The organism is Candidatus Sulfotelmatobacter sp. (genome assembly GCA_035498555.1).
Classification (GTDB): Bacteria; Eisenbacteria; RBG-16-71-46; order RBG-16-71-46; family RBG-16-71-46; genus DATKAB01.
On record DATKAB010000003.1, the window covers coordinates 76,825 to 102,061 of the forward strand.

Here is a 25,237-nt window from a genome sequence, read left to right on the forward strand (position 1 = left end):
CCTCTCACCGGCCGCCGTGTCGGCTAGAACCGGAAGTCGATTCCCGTCTCCAGGATGTCGGCTGAGTAGTTGTTGCTGTTGAAATAGCGCTCGTAATCCAACCGCACGCCAAGCCGACGCAGCGCCGGAACGTCGGCGGCGAGAGTGCCGAGGTCGAAGTTCAGCGAGGCTCCAAACAGGTGCGACGAGAGATCGGACAACCGGTAGTCACCGGTCAGATAGCCATCCACCCCGTTCACCGTCGGGTACTCCGGCATGTAGAAGTAGGCCGCGGTCTGGGTGTAATAGCGGTACTGATAGGAGGCGAACAGACCGTGCGTGATGTACTGGCTGAGAGTCGATTCGAGCTCGTGCGACATCACGCCCCAGTCGTCGTCGTAGAACCGGTAGCTGAGCTTGAGGCTCGACCGATTCGCCAGGTACTGGTTGATCTTGATGAAGGCGTCCCGCCGCGAGCGATGGTCGGGCGAGCGCTCCGGCACGTTGGTGCCCCCCGCGTAGACGTTGCGATAGGGGTTGTGCTGGAGGCCTTCGACGCTGTTGAGTTCGATCCCGACGCGCACCAGGGTTTTCGGGGTGACGATCTGCGTGGCGACGGCGTCGAGGTGCAGGGTGTTCTTGTGCGAGACGCCGGTGTTGGTGTCGGCGTCCGGCAGCGGCTCGATCTTGTCCCAGCCGTAGCTGGTCCCGAACGACAGGTTGAGCTGCTGGTTCATGACGTCACGCGACAGGTGGCCGCCGAACAATTGCGCCAGATAGTCGGGCTCGACCGAGTAGTAGTACTCGAGCTGCGAACCGCCGCGATTCAGCTCGCCCACCAACTCGTTCCGCACCTTGACGTAGTCCTGGTAGGCGTTGCCCGAGATCGGGCGGCTCGCAGTGGTGATGGCGTCGATCGCGTCCTGGCTGCCGGGCGGGGCCGCCACCGCCGGGACCGTCACCTGCTCGTTGTTGTAATGGACGAGCAGCGAGGCGTCGGTCGCCAGCGGAATGGTGTAGTCGCCCATGTACGAGCGCACCGCCACGTCCTTCGAGTCGGTGAAGTAGCGATAAAGGGTCCCGAGCGTCGACTCGTCGAACAACAACGCCGCCGACACCGGCCTCGGCACGCAGGCCGCGCACAGGCCCATCACCAGCGCGGTGGGACGGAGGCGGCGCATCAGTTGCACGCGCAGCCCCCACCGGCGCCGCCGTTACCGCCGGTGGAGCCTTCCCGGGCTTCGAACGACTTGGTCATGCGGGCGTCCTTCTTGGCCTCCGCCTCGAACGACATGATCCGATCCACCAGGTGCTCGCGTTGATAAGCGCGCACCGACTGCGCCGCGCAGCCCGACAACAGCAGCAGCAGCGCGACCGGCAGCAGGCGCGAGGCCGCGTGGCGAGCCGAAAGACGAGCGTTCATCGTGAACCTCCGTCGTTCTGTTGAGCCGTCAACGGGGCGCGGCTCGACAGCTGCCGCGCGACCTCGGTGACGCGCTGAATGGCGGCGTCGTTGGAGCCGCTGCCCGCATAGGCGATGGTTCCGTCGCGATCGAGCACGATCGTGAAGGGCACGTGGCTCAGGTCGAGCTGTTTCGCGAGACCGTCCGGGCCGTCGTGGACGACGGTGAGGCCCAGCTTTTGCGCCCGGGCGAAGCGGGCGGCGTTGGCGCGATCCTCGTCGATCGAGACCGCGACCACGTGACCGCCCTTCTTCGACAGCTCGGAGTTGAGCGCGTCGAGCGCCGGCAGCTCGTGGCGACAGGGTGCGCACCAGCTCGCCCAGAAGTTGACCACCACCACCTGGCCCTGCAGCGATGACAGCGTGACGCGCCTGCCGTCCAGGGTCTGGAGCGCGTGATTCTCGAGCACGCGCTGCACGGTCGTCGGGTCGGCGCCCAGCTCGTGCGCGACGTTCGACGCCGGCGTTCCGGCGATCGCGGCGCCGCCGATCGCGAGCGCCGCCGCCATCACGCCCAGCCCCGCCGGCATGGCGCGCGAGCGCTGGCCGGGCAGTCGAGAGCGGCTCATCCCCTGAGACATGGCGAGCTTCTCCATCACTTGTACTGGCCGCCGAGCGTGATCCAGTAGTTGAACTGGCGGCGCTCCACGGCGGTGAGCGAGTCGGGGCCGGTCGGGTGGAGGCCCATGCCGGCGTGCGAACCGACGCCGAGCACGTAGTCGATGAGCTTCGAGTGGCGCCCGAACGGCGGCGTCGACTCGGCGTTCATCATGGTCATCGACTCGCCGACCAGGTTGACGTAGCCGCGCGGGAAGATGCGGTTTTCGCGCACCGTATCGGGCACCGCGGTCAGGTCGAGATTGCCGGCGGCCGCGGTGGTGTCGGTGCCGACGATCACCGGCTGGTGGCAGCTCACGCACTTGGCCGCCACGATCGGACCGATCGTCGACTCGTAGTTGATGATCTCCCAGTTGGCCTTGGGCACGTTCAGATCGAACGGCGCGTGAGTGGCCGCCATCGGGTTGGGATTGGTCGGGTGCGGGCCACCGGCCTCGCGGTTCTCGTGACAGCCGAAGCAACGATCGAACTCTTCGCCGGGCCGCACGTAGAGATGCGTGCGCTTCACGACGAAGCCGCGGTGATCGCTGTCGAGCGTCGCCCAGCTGATCGGCGTATTGGCCGGCACCTTGATGCGGAACGAACCGTCGGGATCCACCGGCGCGGTGCCGATGATGGCGCGCATCTCGAAGTCGGTCGCCGAGATGTCGTTGCCCATACCCTGCGTGGTCGGACGCGCCGCGATCACCAGCACGCTGTCGATCGCATCCACGCCCTTCACCGGGATCTCCTGGCCGTCTTCGGTGCCGCGGTTGAACACGTCCTGGGCCAGGAAGACCCCGTAGTCCTTGCTGTTGTCCACCACCGACGGAATGACCGGCGGTTTGGGATGCGGCGCCAGCAGCTGAGCGTCGTACTCGTTGCCGGTCGGGTCGTTGTAGAGGAAGGTCAGGTTGTTGATGGTGAAGGTCGCCGGATCCGAGGGCGTACCCGCACCGCTCTGGTCGAGAGTGAAGGTGTAGAGGCCGTAGTCGACGTCGTCCTCGGTCGCGGCCGGCAGCGAGTACGACACCACGTAACGGTTGCCGCCGATCGAGCGCGGGTACTTGAAGACCCCGTAGGGCCAGGGCTCGCCGTCGTTGTTGACCAGCGGCGTCACCACGTCCCAGTGATTCGAGTTCTGGTCGAGCACCGGGTCGGCCGGGCCGGCTTCCAGCTTGAGCACCGCGACCGGGCCCGCGTCACCCTCGATCTTGGTGGACTCGATGGCGATCAGGCGGCCGTCGGGCGTCGGCGAGGGATGGAAGAAGTTCCGTTCGTGCGGTCCGAACTCGTGGAAGGTTCCCGTGCCGTCGGGGTTGGTGACGAACAGCGGGAAGCGGTTCATCGTGCCGAAGTGCTCCCAACGCGTGTAGACGATTCGGCCGTTGGGCAGCAGCTCGGGGTCGAAGTCGTTGCTCTGGTTGTAGCTGATGCGCTCGACGTTGCTGCCGTCGTAGTCGCACGTGTAGAGGTGCTCGGCGAGCGAGTGGTTGTACTCGTCCATCTCGTTGTCACGCGAGCTGGTGAAGAGGATGCGGCCGTCCGGCAGGTAGAGCGGATCGAAGTCATGGCCGCCGCCGCTCGTGACCTGGCGCAGCCCGGTGCCGTCGGCGTTGATCTCCCAGATGTTCCGCCAGGTGCCGCCCGGCGGGCGCATCGAGAACAGAATCTTCTTGCCGTCGAACGACACGGCCGGATCCGAAATCGCGGCGCCGGTGAAATTGGTGATCGGAGTCACCACGCCGTCGGGCGCGATCGGCGAAAGCTTGTAGAGATTGCCGTCCGCCCAGGTGCGATTGAGGGTTTCGGTGGCGCTGGTCTTCACGAACACCAGCGCTTCGGTGGTCGGCTCGACCTGGATCAGGTCGTCGGGCGCGCTTTCGCGGCATCCGGTGACGCCGAACTGAAGAACAGCGCCCGCGAACAGCAGCGAGAGCAGGCTCTTCGGCGCGAGGTTCTTTCGGGGTGTGAGCATTATGTGCGAACTCCCTCCGGCTGGATTCCGTCCCTCAGGGCTTGATCGACCGGTAGAACGAGAGGCCGATCGTCCACTGCAGATAGTCGTAGGCCGCCGTGCCCACGCCGTTGGTCTGTCTTCCCATCACGGTGGCGCCTTTGACCTCGCCGCGAACCGCGAGGTCGCTGCGCACGAACAGCTCGGTGCCGGCGCCGTAACTGAGCGCGTTCTTGGTCACCGGGTCGGCCTTGAGGGCCTGCCCGGGGTAGACCACGATCATTCCGTAGCCGCCCATCACGTAGGGCTGCACGCGTCCGGGCCACGGGTGGCGCAGGATCGCGCTGATCGAATTGATCACCGCATGCACCGACTGCCCGGGGTTGTGATCGAGTGATGCTTCGTAGCCGAGCCACGAATTCGGGTTGTAGGCGACCCGGAAAGTGAACAGCCTCCGGGCGCCCAGCTCGCCGAACGCCGGGCTCAGCGAGAGCCGGTTCTGATACGGGCGGACGCCGGGCTCGAGCTTGTAGGGGTTGCCGGCCAGCTCGGGCACCAGGTGCTCGAGGCGATCGGATTTCTTCGGCGGCGCGACCGGCGCGGCGGAATCGGCGGTCGAGTCCGGGCCTTCTCCCAGCCAGTCGGTGATCGAGTCTGCCGCCGCTGGTGCAGCGCCGGTCGAATCGAGCGCCACCTGCGCCGAAGCCATCGGGCATCCCGACGCCAGCATCAGGCCGGCGAGGACCAGCAGGGTCAGTGTGCCGGCGCCGGTCACTGGAAGGCTCCCGCCAGAATCCAGTGCAGGATGGTCTGGTAGCCGGGATCCGCGGTCGAGTTGAAGACCTTGAGCGGGTGCGGTACGCCTCCCGAATCCACGTTCAGCGGCCGGGTGAGAATCGGACTGGTGGTGGGCGTGTAGCCGGAGACCTGCATCACCACCTGGTCGAAGTCGAAGTGAGTGTCCTTGGCGCCCGGCGGCGACAGCTCGAGCGTTCCGCGAATGCCGCCTCCGTGACAGTCGCCGGTGGCGTCGCAGCCCTTGGCCATCAGGATCGGCTCGACCGAATCCGCGAACTGCGGATAGCTCAGCACGAACGCCTTGCCGCCCGAGGGCGGCGTCGGCGGCGCGGAGGGGCTGGTGCAGCCCTGCAGGGCGAGTGGCACCGCAAGCACCACCATCACCTGCGACGCCACGAGCTGTCGTGCGGTTCGGTTGCTTTGCACGGTGCCCATGCCTCCGAATCGTGCGGACTGCAAGCCGACCGAGTCCTGCGGACACCGAGCCCAGGCAGCGTGAGGCGATACCGCCTGAGCGGTGTCACGACTCGGGTTGCGCTCATTCCATGGAAATAGCCACGCCCCGTCCCGTGGGAGGGTTTGCCCTGGATCACGCAAGCGCTGCGCCAGAGGTTTGCGCGCGTTGGCGAACCTTCGTTCGCCGCTGAATCACTGGAGTTGTGTGATCGTCGTGCGAATTGCGTTTCGCGAGAGCGTCGCGCTCAGCTGCGGAAGAATGTACAAACGTTCCCGCGAGTCGTGCGTCGTGGAGAGCGACGCGCGCTCAGAAGTAGCGAACGACGAACAGCGATTCCGCCGCCGGCTCGAGCACGAATCGTTCGCGCAGCGAGCTTTCGACCCACACGGTGTCGACCGGTGTCCCGGGTTGAACCAGAATGGCCGCGAATTCCGGTCGCTGTCGGGCCTTTTGCATCGCGGCTCGCGGGCCCAGCACGAAGAGAGGGGTGTCCCACGCGTCGCAGGTGTAGGCGCTCTTCGAGACCAGCGTCACCGAGATCAGCCCTTCGGCCGGCCGGCCGCTCCGCGGATCCATGATGTGACCGTAGGTGGTGCCGTTGGCCGCGACGAACTGCTCGTACTTCCCCGAGGTCGAAATGCCTTCGCCGGACAGCGTGATGCGGCCGAAATAGGGCATGCGATCGCGCGGATCACGGATCCCGATCCGCCAGCCCGGAGCGCCCGGCGCATGCCCGATCGCGAACATGTTGCCGGTGAGATCCACCAGAGCGTTCTGGACTCCGCGAGCGCGTAGCGATTCGGCGGCCACGTCCACCGCGTAGCCCTTGGCGATGCCGCCGAGGTCGATCTTCAGCTCGGGCCGCTCGAACCGGATCATCCGTTTTCCCCGATCGAACCGGACGTGCTGCGCCCCGACCTTGGCGGCGGCAGCTCGCGCCTCGGCCTCGTCGGGGACGTGGGGCGTCCCGCCCAGGAAGCCCCACACCCGCATCAGAGGCTCGACGGTGATGTCGAAGGCCCCGTCGCTCTGCTTCCAGACATCGAGCGAGGTGCCGATCACCTCCGCGACCTGAGGATCGATCCGGGTGGGCCCGGAGCCCGCGACCCGGTTGATGCGCGCCACTTCGCTGGTGGTGGTCCAGTTGCTCATGAGGGAATCGACGCGAAAGAAGACGTCGAGCGCGTTCTCGGCGATCGGCGCGCTGGCCGCCGAGTCCGACGTCACCAGAATGACGTGGACGTACGTGCCCATGGTGTGCGCGGGCCAGGTCACCGAACGCTCGGGAGCGGCGGCCCCGAGGATCACGGGGAGGAACGGGAGCAGCGCCTTCCATGGCTTCATGCCGCGAATGATACTCTGGCCGGAGAATCCCGTGCACTTCGCGGCCCGACCTCACGACTTCGAACCCCTGGAGCAGTCATGGCAACGACTCGAGCGACCTCCGGTCCCTCCCCATCAGCAGGCGGCGTCGCGCGAAACGCCGCGCTCTCGATCGATCGCGAGCGGTTTCGCGAACTGGGCCACCACCTGATCGACGCGATCGCCGATCGCCTCGCCGCAATCCCCGCGGGCCGCGTAACGCCGGGAGAGACTCCGGGCGCGGTGCGCCAGGCGCTCGGAGTGGGTGGCGCGCTGCCGGAGCGTGGCGCCGACCCTCGCGCACTGCTCGATCGCGCCACGGCGCTGCTGTTCGATCACTCGCTGTTCAATGGCCATCCGCGCTTCTTCGGCTACATCACCTCGTCACCCGCGCCGATCGGGATGCTCGGCGACCTGCTGAGTGCGGCGGTCAATCCCAACGTCGGGGCCTGGGCGCTCGCGCCGGCCGCCACCGAGATCGAGGCCGAAACCGTGCGCTGGGTCGCCGAGTTGATCGGCTACCCGGCCGACTGCGGCGGCCTGATGGTGAGCGGAGGCAACATGGCCAACTTCATCGGCTTCTTCGCCGCGCGGGCGGCCGGCGCTGACTGGAGCGTGCGCGAGAAAGGAATCGCCGGGGGGGAAGGACGCAAACTGCGGGCCTACGTCTCGGCCGAAACCCATACCTGGATCCAGAAGGCGGCGGATCTCTCAGGCATCGGCACCGACGCGATCCGATGGATTCCCTGCGACGCCGAGCAGCGGATGGACATGGCGAGCCTGCGCAGCCAGATCGACGAAGACCGCGCGCGTGGCGATCGCCCGTTCCTGGTGGTGGGAACCGCGGGCTCGGTGAGCACCGGCGCGGTGGATCCGCTGCCAGAGATCGCGAGCCTCTGCCGCGAGCAGAAGTTGTGGTTCCACGTCGACGGCGCCTACGGCGGATTCGCCGCTCGCGTGCCGGGCGTCCCGAGTGCGCTGCGAGCCCTGTCCGAGGCGGACTCGGTGGCGGTCGACCCGCACAAGTGGCTCTACGCTCCGCTCGAAGCCGGCTGCGCGCTGGTGCGCGATCCCGAGCATCTGATCCGAGCCTTCTCCTACCACCCGCCCTATTACCACCTGGAGGAGAAGGTGGTGAACTTCGTGGACTTCGGCCCCCAGAATTCACGCGGCTTCAGGGCGCTCAAGGTCTGGTTGGCGCTCCAGCAGGTCGGAGCGGCTGGCCATCGCGAGTTGATCGCGGAGGACATCGAGCTCTCGCGGGCGATGGCCGAGAGAATCGAGCGCCACCCCGAGCTCGAGCGCGTGACTCAGGCGCTCAGCATCGTGACCTTCCGTTTCGTTCCCGGCGACTTGAGGGCGCGAGTCGGTGAGGCCGACGTCGAGGCGTACCTGAACGACCTGAATCGCGAGCTGCTCGACCGCAGCCAGCGGGCGGGGGAGGTGTTCGTTTCCAACGCCGTGATCGGTGATCGGTACGTGCTGCGCGCGTGCATCGTCAACTTCCATACCGCGCGCGCCGACGTCGAGGCGACCCCCGACATTCTCGCCCGGATGGGCCGGCAGCTCGATGCCGCGAAGCGGCCGGCAGGCCTGCGCGCCGCACGCTCCTGAGCCTGTCTCAGCGCGGGTCGCGGGGCAGGGAGAGCCCGAGCGCCCTCATCTTCTTGTACAGGTGGCTGCGCTCGAGCCCCAACCGTTCGGCGGCCCGGGTCACGTTTCCCTCGTCGAGCCGCAGCGCCGCTTCGATGCGCTCGCGCTCGAAGGCCTTGAGCGCGTCGGCGAGCCTCCCTTCCTCGCGCGGAGTGGCTTCCGCCGGTGGCAGCACGGCGGTGACCGCCGCCGCGGTCACGGCGGCGCCGGGATTCATGATCAGCAGGCGCTCGATCAGATTGCGCAGCTCCCGCACGTTGCCCGGAAACGGGTAGCGTTTGAGCCGCTCGAGCGCTTCGGGCTCGAACGCGCGCCGCCGCCCGCCGGTCTCGCGAGCCAGCTCCGCCGCGAAGTGTTCGACCAGCAGCGGGATGTCGGAAGCGCGCTCGCGCAGCGGCGGCACTTCGATGGGAATCACGTTGAGCCGGAAATAGAGATCCTCCCGGAAGCGCTGCTCGCGAATGGCGGCGCCGAGATCGCGATTGGTGGCGGCGATGACGCGGACGTCCACGCGTACCGGCCGGCTCCCGCCCACGCGCGACAGCTCGTTCTCCTGCAGCACGCGCAAGAGCTTGGTCTGGGCGGCAGGGCTCAGTTCGCCGATCTCATCCAGGAACAGGGTTCCGAGGTGTGCCTCCTCGAACCGCCCGCGACGCGCTTCGGTGGCGCCGGTGAAGGCGCCGCGCTCGTGACCGAACAGCTCGGACTCGAGCAGGGCTTCGGGAATGGCCGCGCAATTGACCGCCACGAAGGGCTGGTCGCGGCGCGGACTCGAGGCGTGGAGCGCCCGGGCCACTAGCTCCTTTCCGGTGCCGTGCTCGCCGTGGATCAGCACGCGCGAGCCCGACGGCCCGGCCAGCTCGATCTCGCGCAGCAGGCGTTGGATGGCTGGAGAGCGCCCCACCATCGCGTGCGGCCAGCTGCGCTGGAGCCGCCGATTCTCGGCGGCCAGTGTGGCCGCGGCCGTGGCGTTCCGCATCAGCACCAGCAGGCGCTCGAGCGCGATCGGTTTCTCGAGGAAGTCCCAGGCCCCGAGCCGTGTCGCCCGCACCGCGGTATCGATGGTGGCGTGCCCGGACATCATCACCACCACCGTCTCCGGGGCGCCCGAACGAATCTCGGGGAGGAGATCGAGCCCTTCGCCGTCGCGGAAGCGGACGTCGAGGAGCACGAAGTCGAAGGCTTCGCGCAGGCGGCGCCGCGCCTCGGCGATCGAATCGGCGGTGTCGACCTGGTAGCCCTCGCGCTCGAGCGCGCTGCGGAGGCTGCTGAGGATGTTGGGTTCGTCGTCGGCGATCAGGACCGTTCGCATGGTCAGGCTCCGCGTTGGAGCGGCAGTCGGAGGTGGAAGGAGGTTCCTCGTCCGGGTTCGGATTCGACCCGAATCGCTCCGCCGTGATCGCTGGCGATCCGCTCCACGATCGTGAGGCCGAGGCCGCTTCCCCCGGGCTTGGTGGTGAACTCGGGTACGAACAGGCGGCGCTTCTGCGACTCGTCGAGCCCGGGACCGTCGTCCGCGACCACCCATTCGATCGCCCCGCGATCCGCATCAGCCGCGACCCGGACATGCCCCGAAGGCTCGGTCGCTTCGAGGCCGTTCTTCACCAGATTGACGAGCGCCTGCCGGATCTGGCCGCGATCGGCCCGCCACGGCGGATCGTCCGCCGGCGCCGAGATCGCGAGCCGTCCGGCCGCGATCTCATGACCGTAGAGGGCGCCGAGGTCCTCGCACAGCGCGCGCGCGCTGCACGCCGCCGGGGTCGGAGGGGGCAGGGAGCCGAGCGCGCTGAACTCGTTCAGGAGCCGCTTCAGGTGCAGGACCTCGTCATCGATGGTGCGAACCGCGCCGTTCAGGATCTCGGCGAAGTCCGGGCGGTGGAGTTCGTAGCTGCGTTTGAGATCGGCGACCGAAACCGCGATCGGGGTGAGCGGATTCTTGATCTCGTGAGCGACGGCGCGAGCCATCTGGCTCCAGGCGGCCTGTCGCTCGCTCGCCTGGAGACGCGCGCGGGATTCGGCCAGATCGCCCCGCATGCGATCGAGCGCGCGCACCAGCGTTTCGAGCTCGCGAATCGGCTCCGGCTCCAGCGGAGGATCCGACTCCCCGCGCGCCATGCGCGTGGCGAAGTTCGCCAGCCGTTCCACCGGACGCGACAGTTGCCACGACCACACCGCGCCCAGCAGCGCGGCGAGCGCCACGCTCAGCAGCCCGAGTACGGCACAGGTCGCCTGGAGCGCGCCGATGGTGCGGTCGGCCGATGCCGTGGAGAGCAGCGCGGTGATCCGCGCGCGCGCGCCTTCCCCCAGATCCAGCTGCTGGTCGCGCGCCTCGAACCACCCGTCCGTGAGCCGCACCCGCGCCGGCCGCTCGGTGGATTGCGGAGCGACACTCTCGCGGCCGCCGAGCGTCGAAGCGATCGCTCGTCCGGTCGTGTCGCGGAGCACCAGCTCGACCCCGCTCGTCTGCCGGAGGCCCTCGAGGTAGGCCTGATTGAGGGTGACGCCTCCGCGGACCTGACCGACCGGTCGGCCGAGGTAGAGCACCGGGGCGCGGGCCCCGATCGAGAGCGCCGGCTCGTTCGGGCCCGAGGTCGCGGCGGTGTCGATGACGGCGAGGAAATCGAGTCCGAGCAGGAAACGCTGGGTGGCGAGGAAATCGAGCAGATCACGATCGCCGCCGCCGGGCACCAGATAGAGTCGTTTGAGCGTGGGATCGCGGCCGAGAAGCTCGAGTTTCCGTTCGATCTGGTCGCGATCCGATCGCAGCCGGATGCGCAACACGCCCAGCGTCGCTTCCAGCCGCGCGCTCGCTTCGGCCCGCACCGTGGCGCGAATCCGGCTCGCCAGCAGCACCATCACGATCGCGAGCGGCACCAGCGCGGCCAGCGCGAACGCCAGCGTCCATCTCGCGCGCAGCGAGTTCACGGCTTCGTTCCCGGGAGTGGGCAGTCGAGCGGCTCGACCAGCTGGTCGAGCCCGATCGCGCCGAGGCGCGCGCGCATGGCGGCCGGCGCGACCACCGGGCAATGAATGCCGAAGAGCGGAACGGTGACGAGTCCGGCGGTCAGCGAATCGGCGCTCACGGCGCCGGTCCGCGCGAGCTGCCAGCGTGGCGCCGGCCCGGCGGAACTCGTTCCAGCGCCGCGATTCCACCAGGCCTCGATTCGCGAGGCCGCCGGCCACGACGGATCTACGATGACCCTGGGCCTCGACCCCGAGCGGGGCGCGGAGCCGCCGGCGATTCCGCTGCCTTCCAGCTCGAGATCGCCGCGGAACAATTCCCGATCCAGCGCGGCGAGATCGGCCGCCGGGAGCTGCGCCGGACCGGTCGCGGAATCGCGGCCCGTGACGCTCGCCGCCACGACTCCCTCGAGTGATCCGCGCTCGCCGGTCCACCAGCGCGGATCCACGCGCAGCCGGGAAGACAGCTCGCCGGGCCAGAAGATTCCGGCGTCGATCTCGTTGCGTTGGAGCGCGATCTCCTCGTCGCCGGCTTCGTCGAACGGCCGAATGACGAGGGTCTCGGGCCAGGCCGCGGCGCCCCGCGCTCCGTCGGAGCGGACCAGCAGCGAAGAATCCCGCGACTCCCGCTCGGTGAAGTAGCCCGGCTGGCGCGGAATCCACGGCGGGCTGCCGGCACACGCGAAGAAGGCGCAGGGACGCGAACGCGAAGGCACGCCGAGACGAAGAAGGGGGAAGGCGAGGCCCTCCGCTCGATCCGCCCGAACGCGAATCTGCTTCCACTGCTTCTCCGCACCAGCGGACCCGCTTTCCAGCCGCGCCATGGCGAGCCCGCCGGGATCGATTCGCTCGACCACCCCGGTCGCCACCGCCTTCCCGTGGCGCTCGAGCGTGACGCGATCCCCGCGCTCCAGCGCGCTCGAATCGGCCACCGCGAAATACGCCACCCGATCCCCCACCCACACCAGTCTCGCGTCGACCGGCCGAGTCTCGGCCCGAGCCCGCAGCGCCGGCAACAGCAGCGCGACGGCGAAAGCGGCGGCGGTCGCGCGCAAGAAACCGAGGTCGCGGCGGAGGAGTGTGCAGGCGTGCTTGGACGCTCCCTTGTCCGTGGACAACGATGATCCCTCACTGTGTCGATTCATCCACGCTCGCGGGAAGGCCCGAATCCGCGAGTGGAACACGGGTTCCAGCCTGGGATCAGGATTCGCGCGTGTCAAGGCTGACACGATTTCCTCGAGTGACTTGAGTGCTTCGGGATGCAACTCGTTGAGATGCAAGACGCTCGCGCTTCGGTACGTGACTTGATGAGGAGCCTCCTCCGAAGCCGGGCAGGTGCCCGGCCTCCACCGGCGGCGCGAGCAGCCGCCGGCCGACCCGCGGCGGGTGCCGGTCCTCCTGCGGTTCGGAGCAGAACGACCCGGCTAGGAGATCCATCATGAAGCGCAGTTCCCGTGTCATCCTCGCCCTGGCCATGCCCGCCGCGGCTGCCCTGGCGCTCGCGGGTTGCGGCAACCAGAACGACCACTCGGTTTCGACAAGCTCGAGTCAGGGCTCGGTCGCCGAGGCCTCCGAAGCGGTCCCGGCCAGCAACGTTCCGCCCGCCTCGACCTCGCCGCAGATGGCGGGCGGCGGGACCACTCCGGCGCGGAACGACAGCCTCTCGCACCCGGCTTCCGAGGGCATGCCGCCCGACATCGTGGCGGCGGCGACCGATAGCGCGGTTGCCCCGGGCGAAGCGGTCGAGATCGGCGTCGAGGGAACTCCCGACGTGACCGAGGTCACTCTGTCGGATGGCCTCCACACGCCGCAGGCACTCTACTTCGACAGCGAGGTCAAGACCTGGCGCGCGGTCTACCGGGTGCCGCTGCGCCCGAGCTCAGATCGAGTGGCGCTCGCCATCACCGCCCGCAACGACGTCAACCGCTGGCGGCGCGTGTGGGTGTTCATCAAGGTGCGGGGAGAGGCGCAGCGGGAATCGACCTCGGGCGTGGACAGCAGCAAGTAGCCCGAAGGTTGTGTGACGGAGAGTGTTGATGGCCGGGATCGTGCACAGCGATCCCGGCCATGCACGGCGATCGGCGCGGTTCCCGGCAGGCGCGTCAGCTCTTCTTGTGGCCCGAGCCCTTCTTCGAGGCCACGCGGTGATCGTCGCTCTCGATCAACGCCCGGAAGCGGGCATCGGAGCGCAGCGGGTCGAGATCCTTGTCGTTGCGAGCGGTCGAGGACACGTCGTAGCCCAGCTCCGCCGCCCGATTCAACCACGCGAACGCCGTGTCGGATTCCCCGAGCTGCGCCGAAGCGCAGGCCACGTTGTAGCAGGTCGGCCCGACGCGGTAGCCGTGATCCAGTGCCCGCAGGAACGAGGCGCGACTCGCGCGGGGATCACGCGCGCGAAGCTGAGCGAAGCCGAGATTGAACCAGGCGCGACCGAATCCGGGATGCTTCTCGGCTATCCGCTGGTAGTGAGGAAGGGCTTCCCGCCAGGAGTCGACATTCTCCCAGTCACCGTAGCCTTCGCCGTGGAGGTTCAGATCCTCGGCGATCTGAACGAGCTGGTCGAAGCGCGGCGAATCGTGAAGCGAGACCAAGTCGGCGTCCTCGGGGATGTGGCCCGGATCGTCGTAGCCGCCAGCGAGCGCGCACTCGAGAGCGTCGAGCGCCTGGGCGGTCCGTCCTCCCAGCGCCAGTGCGCAGGCCTGGTTGTAGTGAGCCGAGGCCGAGGAGTCGACCGCGAACTGCCGGGCGAACGCATCGGCCGCGAGGCGGCTGTCACCCGAACGCATCAGCGATATTCCCACCGACTTCCAGGCGACGGCGTCGGTCGAATTCTCCGCCTTGAGCGACGAATACTCGGAACTCGCATCGTTCAGCTTCTCGAGATTCCTGTCGGTTCCAGCCTGACCTTTCAGGATCAGTTGAAAGCGACGATCGGAGCGGATCGAATTGAGATCCGAATCGGTCTGCAGCATGTCGGTCTGATCGAAGCCGGCCTCGAGCGCCGACACCAGATCCCCGAGCGCCCGATTCTTCTGGCCGTCGAGGGCGAAGCTGCACGCCGCGTTGTAGTATGCGCTGCCGGTGCGAATGCCGGCCGCGGCGGCGCGCTCGTACACCTCGCCGGCGTCGCCGTACCGCTCCTGTTCGTACAATTTCTTCGCCCGCCCGTAAAGATCCTCATCCTTGAGCGGTTGCTGAGCCGGGGGCAGCCCATTGGCCAGCGACCGATCCGCGGGATCGGGGGCCGGGACGCCGGTCTCGAGCGTGCGGGTGACCTCGCCGAGGGCGATCGAACTGGAGGTGTGCGTCTCGACGGCGGTCGAAGTGCGGGGCGCCGCCGAATTCGTCGCGACGCGCCAGGGGCGCGCCGGCGACGCCACCACTCGCGCCGCCGCCAGCGGCAGGGTGAGGAGCAGGGCCGCGATCCCGGCGCCGGCCACCGCGCGACCCGACAGGCGCCCGCGAGCTCGATCGTTGCGAAGAATCGCCAGCAGCCGCGACTCGAAGCTCGAGGGCCGCGCGAAGGCGAGGGTGAGACCCATGAAGCCGGCGCCGCGGGCACGGCCCGCGATCTCGAGCAGATGACGCGCATATTCCGAAGCTCGCACTCCGCGCGACAGCACCACGTCATCGCAGGCTCGCTCGCAATCCCGTTGCGCCGAACGCGCCAGCAGGATCACCAGCGGGTGGAACCAGAAGAGCGCTTCGGCCGAGCGCACGATCAGCATCGCGATCGAGTCACATCGCTGGACGTGCGCCAGCTCGTGAAGGAAGACGGCGCGCAGCCGCTGGCGATCCCATTCCGGCGCGCCGATCGGAAGCAGCAATCGGCCGGCGACGATTCCGGTCACGGCCGGTACCCGGACCCGCGCGCTGGCTCTCACGCCCACGGAACTGCGAAGCCCCAGTTCCTGCCGGGCGCGCTCGAACTCCTCGATCACGTGAGGATGCTCGATCGACTGCGCACGCGCGTAGACCCACTGGGCGAACGCGAGCAGCGCCCCGATTCTCGCCAACAGCAGGAACGCCACCAGCGCGACCAGAGCCGCGACGGCCGAGGCCCACGACGTCGCGGTCCACGCCGCTCCCGCCGGCATTTCGCGGACGTGAGCGAGCGAGGAGGAAGAGGCCGCGCCAAGTCGCCTCGCCGGCGTATCCTGCGCGAAGCTGCCCGAATGGGGACGCGTAGGCGAGGCAGCTCCCGCGCGGGTCGGAGTGGCGGGCCCTGCCGAGGGCGGCGCGCCAACCGGCGCCGGCAGCAGGGGCAGGCGCCAGGCGGGCAGGAGGGGAGTGGAGAGCGGGATGAGCAGCGCCGCCGCGAGCGACGTGACCGCGATCAGGTGACGGAGCGAAGCCGAGGCCCGAGGCATCAGCGCGAGAAGCGACTGCCCAACAGCCACGACTACGGTCACGCGAAGGGCGACCCCCACCATCCAGCGCCAATCGATCGTGGCGGTGAGCCACTGCACGAGAATCCGGATCGCGTCCATCAGCGGCCCTCCTTGCGCGCCCGCTCGATCAGGTTCGAGATGCGCTCGACATCGGTCTCCGACAATTGCAGATCCGGCCGGTCGAGCAGGGTCAGCACCGCGCCCGATACCGAGCCCTCGAAGAAGGTCGTGAGCAGGTGCTCGAGCGCCCCTTCGCGAGCCTTGTCACGCGCCAGACGCGGGCGATAGACATACCGCTTCCCGTCGTGCTCGTGCTTCAGCACGCCCTTCTGCTCGAGGATGCGGAGCGTGGCGCGCACCGCCGAATAACCGGGCGGGTCGGCCATCAACGCCCGGACTTCCGAGGCGGTGGCGGCGCTCGACCGGTAGACGATGTCGAGAATCTCCCGTTCGCGGCGACTCAGCGTGGACAGACGCTTCATGGGCCCCCCCTGCGGCTGCGGCCAACTGCTAAATTTCTAGCATGTCAATGGGGCCGGGACAAGAGCGATCTCACCGGCGCGGGGGATCGCCGGGACCAGCGCGGCGGCAAGCTTGACGCCGCGGGGTTCGATTCCTAGCTTTGAACTCGTGATTCAGCCACGTACTGGCTCGCCGATCGTGGGGCTCGCAGGGGCGATCGCGCTCGCGGCGCTCGCCGCAGGCTGCGCCTCGCAGACCATCAGCGGCGAGTGGAAGGACACTTCCTTCCGGGGCTCCGTCGACTCGGTTTTCGTGGTTGCGATCCGCAGGGAGGAGATCCACCGGCGTCTGTGGGAGGACGCGTTCGTAGCCGAGCTCACGGCGCGAGGCGTGACCGCCGTACAGTCCTATCGCTTGTTCCCGGACGGCGCCCCCGACACGCAGCAGGTCATCACCGCGGTCCGCGAGCGGCATTTCGGCGGTGTGCTGGTCTCGAGCCGTCTGCCCAACTCGACCAGCTCCACCTACGTTCCGGGACACACCGAAACCCGGCCGGTCACGACCCCCGACGTGTTCTCGAACTCCTATTCCACGCGTTGGACCGACGTGAAGGTTCCTGCCTCCATCGAGACCACCAACATCCGACACTACGAGACCGACCTGTGGAAGACCGGCGCGGGAGCGCACATGATCTGGACCGGCGTCTGCGATTGTCCGGACAGCGTCGATCCCAACGAGATCGGCGAGGACGTCAGCCTGGTGATCGTCCCGCAGATGGAGCGCGCCGGCGTCGTGCCGGGGCGTCGGAAGAAGTAACGGCGACGCAACGAGATTCGAGATCGGGCGCGCCCTGGCTGGGCGCGCACAGTTCATTGTGCTAGCGTCCCGCCCACTCGGCATCCTGTTCTCGAAATGTCGATCATGAACCAGGAGGGGGAGCACTCATGAAACGGATTCTGCTGAGCTGCGCCATGTTGCTCGGAATCGCGGTCGCCGCGAACGCGGCCGACGTGAAGACCACGACCGGGGCGAACGGCAAGCCTCGCTTCGAGGCGAGCGACAAGATCACCGCCGAGTCCACCGTGCTCTCGGTCAACAAGACCAAGCGCACCCTGAAGATCGTGAATGCCGACGGCGACACGGTCGTGGTGGAGTGCGGACCCGAGGTCAAGAACTTCGCTCAGATCAAGGCCAAGGACAAGGTCACCGTCACGTACACCGAGAAGCTGGTGGTCGAGGTGGCGGGCGGGCCGGGCTCGCCGGCGGCGGGCACCGAGGCGACGTCCACGAGCGCCAAGCCCGGAGAGAAGCCGAAGGGCTCGATGACCCAGAAGACGCACTACAAGGCGACGATCACGGCCATCGACAAGGCCGCCGGTACGGTGGCGTTGAAGGGCGTGGACGGCCATGAGATCACGATCACGCCGCGCAACAAGGCCAACCTCGACAAGGTGGCGGTCGGCGACGTGGTGACGTTCACCTACACGGAGAACCTGGCGGCGTCGGTGACCACGCCGGCTGCGGCGAAGTAGCCGCCATCCAGGCAGAACGTCAGGGCCCGGAGCCTCCGGTCTTGGGATGACCGGTGGGCTTCGGGCCCACGGCGTCTTCGGAGAACTCCGGCCAGCGCGCGGTGAAGAGCAAACGAAACGTGCGCGGCTCGATGGGATGAGTGTGGATGTCGTTCAGACCGTCCACCGGCTCGCCGGGAAGACGTGAAGCGTAGTAGTAGTCGATGTCACTCACCCGGGCGTCGAGCAGGTTGAAGCCTTCCAGCGAGATCGTTGCCCACTCGGCGAGCCGCGCTCCGATGGATCCCGAGACCGTGGTCGCCGCCGCCGAGCGAACGCTGTTGTCCTCGATCAGCGGACGCGGTCCAAAATAGCGGACCCGGAGTCCTGCGGACCACTCGCCGAGATCGTGCGCGGTGAGGCCAGCACTCGCCACGCCTTCGACCGCCCCCGGGATGTGATCGCCAACCGGATCGTCGTCGGTGAATCGCGCTTGCGAGTAGGCCAGATCGGCCTCGCCGCGAAGATGCCCCCCGATCGACTGCGCCGCGGTCCACTCCACCCCGACTCGCCGGCTGGGGCGGCTGGGCTCGGTGGTCCCGGCGTCGCCCGCGAACACCAGTTCCGAAGCGAGACCGAGTCCCCAGAGACTGACGGAGGTTTCGAGTCCGGGAATCGCCGCGCTCTTCAGCCCGACCTCAGCGCCCTTCGCCCGGACCAGCGGGCTCACCCGTTGGGCCGGTTGCAACGAGGCGGGATCCACCGTGAGGGTCGCGCCGCGCGCGTCGTTGCTGTGGAAGCCGGTTCCCGCATTGACAAAGTAGGCCGTGTGCGCCCATGGCCCGAGCGCGAGGCCGACTTTCGGGCTCAGAATCGAGGCCGACGCGGTCCCGGAATTGAGCGGATTGTCACTGTGGACATCGAACCAGTAACCGTCACCCCTCAATCCCAGCGTCACGCGCGCCTTGGGTTGCCACTGGATCGAGCCCTGCAGGTACGGCGAGAGGCTGGTCTGCGCGACCCGATCCTGTCGGATGGTCGAGAGGCGGACCTGGCCCTCCGTGTCATAGAGCCCGACGTTGCCGATGTCGTCCCGGCGGACGTCGAGCCCGGCCGTACCCTCGATCGCCCGATTCGTCCAACCGCCGTGCCATGTCCGGCTTGCCCGCAGTCCCGAGACGATGCGCGAATCCGCCTGCTCGAACTGGTCTCCGTGCGCCGGGTCCTCGAGAAAGTAGGTGAAGTTCGAGAACAGATGGAGCCCGTACCCGATCACGTAGGCGGTGGCCTGAGTGAAGGATTGCGCATGGAATCCCTGCCACTCCGCCGACAGGCTGTAGCGGTGACTCCGACCGCCGTCGGTTGGATCGAGCGAGCCGTAACGGGTGATCAGGCCCTCGTCGATCGCGCGCGTCGCCACTTGATCGGTCGAATTCCAGCGGCCGTCGTAGCCCATGGCCGTCACCCGGAAGCCACCGTCCGACCAAGTCCGGCCGTAGCGGAGCAGGCCATTGAGCTTGCGATAGTCGTCGGGATGGACCCAGGGCCCGTCGTTATGGAAAAGCTCGAAGGCGCCCAGCAGGTCGCCGCCGGCCAGCCCGATCGAACCGGCGAACAGCGCCCGGCGATAGCCGTACGAGTCGTACCCCATCTGCACGAGCGGCCGGTCGAGCCGATTGGCGAGCGTGAGGTGAGCGGCGCCCGCAGCCGCGAAATCGCCCTCTTCGGCATCGTACGTGCCCTTCCGGTACTCCACGCCGGACACCAGCTCCGGAATCAGGAAGTTGAGGTCCGAATAGCCCTGCCCGTGGGCATGGGTGGGCATGTTGACCGGGATACCCGCGACGAAGAGCGCCAGGTCGGTGCCGTGGTCGAGATTGAATCCGCGCAGGTAGTACTGGTTCGCCTTGCCCTCGCCGCTGTGTTGGCTGATGAGTACGCCGGGAACGGTCTCGAGCATTTCGCCGGGGCGGTAGGTCGGGAGCGCCCGCAGCTGCGAAGTCGTCACCGTTCCCTGGCTCGAGGACAGACTGCGCCTGACGGAGCGGTCGAACGAATCGGTGACTTCCATCGCCGGAAGCGTGTCGACCAGCGCGTTCTCGCGCACCCGGTGATGCTTCGCGGCCGAGCTGTCGGCCGTGCTCGCCGCCATGGCCTCGGACCGACAGGCAAGCAGGCCGAAGAGGGCGAACGCCCAGGCTCCGGGGATCCGTCGAGAACGATCGCGTACGTGAGGTGGCACTTCGGGGCGCCCTCCGAGCGTGGTGGATCGCGATGCTACGCGAACTGCGGACCGCCGTCGCGGTTGGGCGTGCGGAAATCCGGAAGCGCGAGAGTCGAGGATCGGCCCGCTAAACACCGCGATCCCGGTCTGGGCGCGAGACTGTGATTCCTGGCGCTGAAGCGGGTCTCATCAGGTGCCATGAAGCCCCTGCTCCCGGCGTGCGCGCTCCTCCTGATTGCGAACGCCCCGCTCGCACTTGGCGCCGCCGGCGATCTCGATCCCACTTTCGGCACCAGCGGCATCGTGCTCACCGACGTCACCGCCGGCGGTGACTGGGCACAGAACGGGGTGATCCTTCCCGACGGCCGGATCGTGGCGTGCGGGATCCAGAACTCGGGCGCCGGCTTCCTGCTGCTGCGCTACCAGTCCAATGGCTCGCTGGATCCGAGCTTCGGAGCCGGCGGCAAGGTGCAGACGGCGATGCCGGGCTCAGTGGACCAGACCCGCATCGCCCGGCAGCCCGACGGCAAGCTGGTCGTGGCGGGATCGTATTTCTCGAGCCCCAATCACTTCAGCGTGGTGGCGCGTTACGACTCGAACGGGACGCTCGATCCGACCTTCGGCACCGGCGGCAGAGTGACCCAGCAGATCGGACCGATCGGAGACGTGCAGGGATTGGTGATTCAGTCCAACGGCGGCATCGTGATCTGCGGCTCGTTCCGCGTGAGCGGTTCGATCACCTATCTGGGCTTGCGGCGCTACGACGCGGCCGGCGTGCTCGACACGGGATTCGGCGTCGGCGGCACCGTCACGCGCGGTCCGGGCACCGACAATCACGGTTACGCATTGGCGCTTCAGCCGGACGGCCGGATCGTGGCGGTGGGTAGCACGGACCTGGGGGGAGGGCTGGGCCCCGAAATGCTGACCTTCCGCTTCAAGAGCAATGGCTCGCCCGACTCGACCTTCGCGACCTTCGGCCGCGCCATCACCTCGGTCTCGTTGTTCCCGGAATTCGCCGGCGCGGTGGCGCTGATGCCCGACGGTCGCGTCGTGGTCGGCGGACACATCGGCATCCAGTCGAGCAACACCCATCGCTACGCGGCGCTGCGCTTCCTTCCGGACGGGACGCTCGATCCGAACTTCGGCTCCGCGGGCATCACGCTGACTCCGGAAATGGGCATCACCACCGGCTATGCGTTCCTCACCGGCATGGTGCTCTTCTCATCCGGCCGAATGGTGCTGTGCGGTCAGGCCACCCGTCTCGGGAGCTCGGACGACTTCGCCATGGCCTGCCTGGACTCGACCGGCGCCATGGACGCCAGCTTCGGCAACGGCGGGCAGGTGTACACGGACCTCGCCGGCGGCGGTCGCGACATCGCCAACGGTGTGCTCTCCGAGAGCGATCACAAGCTGGTCGTGCTGGGCTCGGCCGGTACCGGAGTGCTGGTGGGAGGGCCGCAGGTCGGAGTCGCCCGCTATCTGTTCGACGAATCAGTGGTCGGCGTGGCGGCGGAATCTGCGCGCGATGTCGATTTCGGTCTCGACGGTATCTTCCCGAATCCCTTTGGCTCCTCGACTCGCCTGTCGTTCCGATTGCCGGAGGAGGCCCGCGTTCGCCTGGCGGTCTATGACGTCTGCGGGCGCGAGGTTCGGGTGCTCGAAGCCGGTGTTCTCGATCCCGGCTCCCATGTCTTCGGGTGGGACGGGCGCGACGCCGGTGGCGAGCGCCTCAGAGCGGGCGTCTACCTCGCGCGCCTCGAGTGGCCCGGCGCGGCCGGGAGGTTGAGGCGAGCCAGCGTTCGCAGGCTGGTGTTGCTGCCCTGAGCGGCGGGCCGAGAGGCTCGCCGGCCGGTTGGCGAAGCCCTGCTAAACAACGCCCCGCGGTCCTGAACGAATGAGGTAGGTCGGACGCCCGCCGCAGTTCTTCCTTGGGGCGGGCCCTGCTTCGAGGTAGCCTCCGGGTGGCCCGCCGACCGGGCCGAGAAACCCGTCTGAGCTCTTGCCACCCGATAGGAGTGCCCCCATGAGAAAGTTGGCCACCGCGTTTCTCGTTCTGCTCGGTCTCTCGCTGCTGGCTGCGAACGGCTTCGCCCTCGACCTCCGGCGCCACAGCATGCCCTCGAATCGTCAGGTTCACCTGCACTCGCCGGCGATGATTCAGGCGGTGCTGGGCTGCGATGACGGCTACGTATTCAACGCCTATTACCAGAATTCCGACGATCGACTCGGGAATTACTTCAGCTTCGGCGCCACTGCGCGGCTGAGCCGAGTGGCGTTCGCGCACTACGGCTTCGGATTTTCCGGTCCCTATCAGTACAACCTCGAGGTCTGGGATCCGGCGAGCTGCACGTTCGTGACCGGCAAGAACGGCCTGGTCGCGCAGGACGCGGCGTCCGACGTGGCGGTCGAGGACGTGGACCTGTGCTCGGACAACATCATGGTCTCGGGCTACATGATGATCATGATCGATCCGAACAGCTGTCTCGCCCCCGATGACTGCTACCCGGATCTGATGTTCGATGATCAAGTGGATGTCGCGTGCCCGGTCATCATCAACAACGCCTCGACGGCGCCAGAGTGCTTCGACATATCGCCCTACAGCGGCCCGTTCCTGCTGCGCGTCGAGACCGACAATTGCCCGGTCCCGGCCAAGAAGACGTCGTGGGGTGAGCTGAAGACCTTGTACCGGTAGTCGTTTCATAAACCACATCGACGTGCCAGGCTTTAGCTCCAGGGGGGGCCGCTTCCGCGGCCTCCCTGTTTTTCTCCTGATTCTCTTGGCGCTGCCGCTTCCCGGCCGCGCGGCCGCGGCCCCGACTCGGATCGTTCTGGTGACGATTCACGCGGCGCCGGGTTTGAGCTTCGGCGGCGGACTCGCGCGACGCCCGCTTGCGCGCCTGCCGGCGCGCCCACTTCACATCCCGGTGAGCGACTCGGGCGTGACGCTGCCGTTCCCGGCCGCCGCCGAGCTGCTCTCGGGCTGCGGATCCGATCGCACCGGCGTGCGCGACGAGGCGACGCGCGGCCTCCCCGCTTCAACTCCATCGCTTGCGGTGGCGCTGAAGGCGCTCGGCTTCCACACGCTCGCGCTTCCCGGTGATCCGTTGATGCACTCGGGCAGCGGCCTCGCCCGCGGCTTCGAGCGCTATGCCAGCCTGGCGCCCGCGCTCAGCGATTCCGCGCGCGTGGATTCCGCGCTCGCGTGGACCGGACTGGCGGGCCGCCGGTTCGTCTGGCTCGAGTTTTCGCTGGGCTATCCGGCTGAGGCCTGGAGACGGGGCGACCCGTTCGCCGCGGATCCCGAGGTGGTCGGCGAGCTCCTCCGCGACGTCGAATCGTCGCTCGACAGGTTGTGCGCCGCGCTCGGGCGCGACGCCCGCGCGCGTGAGGTGCTGATCGCGATCGCCGAGGTGGGAGAGACCGGTTCGGCGTTCTCCCTGGCGGGCGCCGAACTTAGAGATCTCGCGCCGCGCGACGCGCGCCTCCGGGATGCCGCCCCCACGATCGTGGCCGCGGCGGGAGGGAGCCCACGGGAGTTCGAGGGCCGCAATCTCCTGGCCGCCTCGGGCGCCGCGAACCCGGTCGCGCCACCCGACCACCCGGAACTCCGGCGCTCGTGGGGGAGCGGCGCCGCCTGCCGGCCCCAGCTGCTCCAGCTGCTCACCCGCTCCGATCTCGGGGCCGACTCGCTCTTGCGCCCGGCGCTCGATTCGCTCGCGACCCGGTGCGCGGACTCTCCGCGCGTCGCGCTCGAGCACGCCGTGGCTCTCTCTCGTGGCGGGAGCGAGGCGATCGCCGCGCGCGAGTTCAAGTCGTTGATCGCCGCGCATCCCGACTATCTCGAAGCGAACCTCGCCTATGCCGACCATTTGCTTCGGTTCCGTCGCTTCGAGTTGTCGCGCGTGACGCTGGCGGCGATCCCGCCGCAGAGCCCGCTCGCCGCGCTCGCCGCCTGGCGGGTGGCCTTCGCGTTCGCCGGCGATGAGGATTTCCCGTCGGCGGTGGGGGCGGCGCGGGCCGCCGGGAAGCTCGCGGTCGTGAACCCGGCGGCGCTCGCACTCGAGCCGCGGCTCGAGACACTGGGAAGTCTTCACGATGCGGTGGAGCGCGATCCGGACGACGCGGCGGCGCGCATCGCATACGCGCGCGCGCTGGGCGACCTCGGACTCTACGACGTCGCCTATCCGCAGCTCCATTCGGCGCGCGCGCTGATGCCCGACAGCGCCGAGCCCGACTACTGGCTCGCGACGCTGTTGATGGCGCAGGGTCGTCCGCAGCACGCGGCGCCGACGCTCGAGCGAGGCCTCGCCCGCGATTCCACGCATCGGCCCTCACGTCTGCTGTTGGCCGAAGCCCTGATGGAGCTGGGCCGGCGCAAGGAAGCCCGCGCGCAGCTGGAGCGCGCGCTACGCGAAGGTCCGGGCGAGCCCCGCGACGTCTTCAACCTGGCGTGCCTCCGCGCCACCGAGGGCGAGACATCGGGCGCGCTCGATGCGCTCGAACGCGCGGTGGAGGCCGGCTACGCCGACCGCGAGAGCCTGGAGCACGATCCCGATCTCGCGACGGTACGCGGCGATCCGCGATTCGCCGCGCTGCTGAAACGTGTCGGCCTGAGCCCCACGCGTTAGGCCCGATCAGCCCGCGCGGAGCGCCAGCGATTCGAAGAACTCGCTGGCACGCTGAGCCCCGAACGGCTCGATCAGATACTCGCGCACGAATTCCGCCGCGTCCGGGTAGCCAGTCGAGCGGATGCGCTCGCCGGCGCGTTCGAGATCGTAGGGCGTGCGCATGAGCCGAACCTCCGGACCGAGCATCGCCCAGCGGGCGCCTGGTGAGTCCTCGTACGGCATGCCGACGCTGCCGGCGTTGACCATCCGGCGACCCGAAACACGCCGGTCGTACTGCACGTGAGTGTGACCGCCGATCACGACCGGCGCGGAGATTCCACGCAGCGCGTCTTCGAAACGAGCGTCCGCCGAGACACGAGTCAAGATCTCTTCGTCGCTGCGCGGGGTCGCATGGCAAAAGAGCACCGCGCCCAGGCCGTCCACGCGATATTCACGGGTGAGCGGCCATTCCATCAACCCGCGCCGCCGTTCGGGCGAGAGCTGTTCCGCCACCCAGCGCATCCGCTTCGCCCAGGGTCGGTTGGGGTCGAGGGCGCCGCGGTGGGCCGCATCCACCTCGCGCTCGGTGTTGCCGCGGATGAACTGAACGCGATCCCCCAGCGCCTCGAGCCGATCCAGAGTCTCGACCGGCATCGGTCCGGCGACGACGTCGCCGCCGACCACGATCAGATCAGGAGCCTCGCGCGCCACCTCGGCCAGAACGGCGTCGAGCGCCACCGGGTTGCCGTGAATGTCGTAGAGTGCCGCGATTCGCATGGCATCCGAATCCTAGAGGATCGAACCTCCCGGTTCGAG

General features: G+C 68.3%; 21 protein-coding genes. 7 read left to right on the forward strand and 14 right to left on the reverse strand.

Going from position 1 to position 25,237, the window contains the following annotated elements; all coding sequences use genetic code 11:
- Positions 1-23: 23 nt before the first annotated feature.
- From VMJ70_00550 to VMJ70_00580, 7 genes are all read right to left on the reverse strand, one after another.
- Positions 24-1,160 carry a DUF3570 domain-containing protein gene (locus tag VMJ70_00550; protein HTO89592.1) on the reverse strand — a complete coding sequence of 379 codons (1,137 nt, stop codon included), beginning with the start codon at positions 1,158-1,160 and terminating at the stop codon, positions 24-26.
- Entirely contained in the window at positions 1,160-1,402 is a 243-nt protein-coding gene (locus tag VMJ70_00555; GenBank protein HTO89593.1) for a DUF4266 domain-containing protein, read from the reverse strand. Before VMJ70_00555 ends, VMJ70_00550 begins: the two co-directional genes overlap by 1 nt.
- Positions 1,399-2,022 (reverse strand): TlpA disulfide reductase family protein, encoded by a 624-nt coding sequence (locus tag VMJ70_00560; GenBank protein HTO89594.1) that lies wholly within the window; start codon positions 2,020-2,022, stop codon positions 1,399-1,401. The genes VMJ70_00555 and VMJ70_00560 overlap by 4 nt, the downstream gene beginning before the upstream one ends.
- Before the next feature lie 14 nt (positions 2,023-2,036).
- Positions 2,037-4,016, reverse strand: a complete 1,980-nt coding sequence (locus VMJ70_00565; protein HTO89595.1) for a hypothetical protein — start codon at positions 4,014-4,016, stop codon at positions 2,037-2,039.
- Between the two features lie 34 nt (positions 4,017-4,050).
- The gene (locus VMJ70_00570) at positions 4,051-4,770 is read right to left on the reverse strand and encodes an outer membrane beta-barrel protein (GenBank protein HTO89596.1); all 720 of its coding nucleotides are present in this window, start codon (positions 4,768-4,770) and stop codon (positions 4,051-4,053) included.
- A complete protein-coding gene (locus VMJ70_00575) occupies positions 4,767-5,219 on the reverse strand; it encodes a hypothetical protein (GenBank protein ID HTO89597.1) in 453 nt (150 codons plus the stop codon). The genes VMJ70_00570 and VMJ70_00575 overlap by 4 nt, the downstream gene beginning before the upstream one ends.
- Positions 5,220-5,556: 337 nt before the next feature.
- Entirely contained in the window at positions 5,557-6,594 is a 1,038-nt protein-coding gene (locus VMJ70_00580; protein HTO89598.1) for an FAD:protein FMN transferase, read from the reverse strand.
- A gap of 78 nt (positions 6,595-6,672) precedes the next feature.
- Between VMJ70_00580 and VMJ70_00585 the strand changes: the two genes are divergently transcribed.
- Positions 6,673-8,226, forward strand: a complete 1,554-nt coding sequence (locus VMJ70_00585) for an aminotransferase class V-fold PLP-dependent enzyme (GenBank protein HTO89599.1) — start codon at positions 6,673-6,675, stop codon at positions 8,224-8,226.
- Positions 8,227-8,233: 7 nt separating this feature from the next.
- Here VMJ70_00585 and VMJ70_00590 read toward each other — a convergent pair whose 3' ends face one another.
- The 3 genes from VMJ70_00590 to VMJ70_00600 are packed head-to-tail and all read right to left on the reverse strand — an operon-like array spanning position 8,234 to position 12,344.
- The gene (locus VMJ70_00590; protein ID HTO89600.1) at positions 8,234-9,577 is read right to left on the reverse strand and encodes a sigma-54 dependent transcriptional regulator; all 1,344 of its coding nucleotides are present in this window, start codon (positions 9,575-9,577) and stop codon (positions 8,234-8,236) included.
- 2 nt (positions 9,578-9,579) lie between these two features.
- Positions 9,580-11,190 carry an ATP-binding protein gene (locus VMJ70_00595; GenBank protein ID HTO89601.1) on the reverse strand — a complete coding sequence of 537 codons (1,611 nt, stop codon included), beginning with the start codon at positions 11,188-11,190 and terminating at the stop codon, positions 9,580-9,582.
- Entirely contained in the window at positions 11,187-12,344 is a 1,158-nt protein-coding gene (locus tag VMJ70_00600) for a hypothetical protein (protein HTO89602.1), read from the reverse strand. The genes VMJ70_00595 and VMJ70_00600 overlap by 4 nt, the downstream gene beginning before the upstream one ends.
- 320 nt (positions 12,345-12,664) lie before the next feature.
- On the opposite strand from VMJ70_00600, the gene VMJ70_00605 reads away from it, so the two are divergent.
- A complete protein-coding gene (locus VMJ70_00605; protein ID HTO89603.1) occupies positions 12,665-13,234 on the forward strand; it encodes a hypothetical protein in 570 nt (189 codons plus the stop codon).
- A 94-nt stretch (positions 13,235-13,328) separates the two neighbouring features.
- Here the strand turns inward: VMJ70_00605 and VMJ70_00610 are convergent, their stop codons facing one another.
- Positions 13,329-15,716, reverse strand: coding sequence for a M56 family metallopeptidase (locus VMJ70_00610; GenBank protein ID HTO89604.1), 2,388 nt, complete (start codon positions 15,714-15,716; stop codon positions 13,329-13,331).
- Positions 15,716-16,099 carry a BlaI/MecI/CopY family transcriptional regulator gene (locus VMJ70_00615; GenBank protein HTO89605.1) on the reverse strand — a complete coding sequence of 128 codons (384 nt, stop codon included), beginning with the start codon at positions 16,097-16,099 and terminating at the stop codon, positions 15,716-15,718. The genes VMJ70_00610 and VMJ70_00615 overlap by 1 nt, the downstream gene beginning before the upstream one ends.
- A gap of 148 nt (positions 16,100-16,247) precedes the next feature.
- Between VMJ70_00615 and VMJ70_00620 the strand changes: the two genes are divergently transcribed.
- Entirely contained in the window at positions 16,248-16,895 is a 648-nt protein-coding gene (locus tag VMJ70_00620) for a hypothetical protein (protein ID HTO89606.1), read from the forward strand.
- Between the two features lie 128 nt (positions 16,896-17,023).
- The gene (locus VMJ70_00625) at positions 17,024-17,611 is read left to right on the forward strand and encodes a hypothetical protein (protein HTO89607.1); all 588 of its coding nucleotides are present in this window, start codon (positions 17,024-17,026) and stop codon (positions 17,609-17,611) included.
- Between the two features lie 19 nt (positions 17,612-17,630).
- Here the strand turns inward: VMJ70_00625 and VMJ70_00630 are convergent, their stop codons facing one another.
- Entirely contained in the window at positions 17,631-19,742 is a 2,112-nt protein-coding gene (locus VMJ70_00630; GenBank protein ID HTO89608.1) for a TonB-dependent receptor plug domain-containing protein, read from the reverse strand.
- Positions 19,743-20,012: 270 nt separating this feature from the next.
- On the opposite strand from VMJ70_00630, the gene VMJ70_00635 reads away from it, so the two are divergent.
- The 3 genes from VMJ70_00635 (at position 20,013) to VMJ70_00645 (ending at position 24,442) form a co-directional block, all read left to right on the forward strand.
- Complete coding sequence (locus VMJ70_00635; protein ID HTO89609.1) at positions 20,013-21,638, forward strand: FlgD immunoglobulin-like domain containing protein; 1,626 nt, start codon at positions 20,013-20,015, stop codon at positions 21,636-21,638.
- 199 nt (positions 21,639-21,837) lie between these two features.
- On the forward strand, positions 21,838-22,506 hold the full coding sequence (locus VMJ70_00640) for a hypothetical protein (GenBank protein HTO89610.1): 669 nt from the start codon (positions 21,838-21,840) through the stop codon (positions 22,504-22,506).
- Between the two features lie 139 nt (positions 22,507-22,645).
- Positions 22,646-24,442 carry a tetratricopeptide repeat protein gene (locus tag VMJ70_00645; GenBank protein HTO89611.1) on the forward strand — a complete coding sequence of 599 codons (1,797 nt, stop codon included), beginning with the start codon at positions 22,646-22,648 and terminating at the stop codon, positions 24,440-24,442.
- A 6-nt stretch (positions 24,443-24,448) separates the two neighbouring features.
- Here VMJ70_00645 and VMJ70_00650 read toward each other — a convergent pair whose 3' ends face one another.
- Entirely contained in the window at positions 24,449-25,198 is a 750-nt protein-coding gene (locus VMJ70_00650) for a metallophosphoesterase family protein (protein HTO89612.1), read from the reverse strand.
- Positions 25,199-25,237 lie beyond the last annotated feature (39 nt).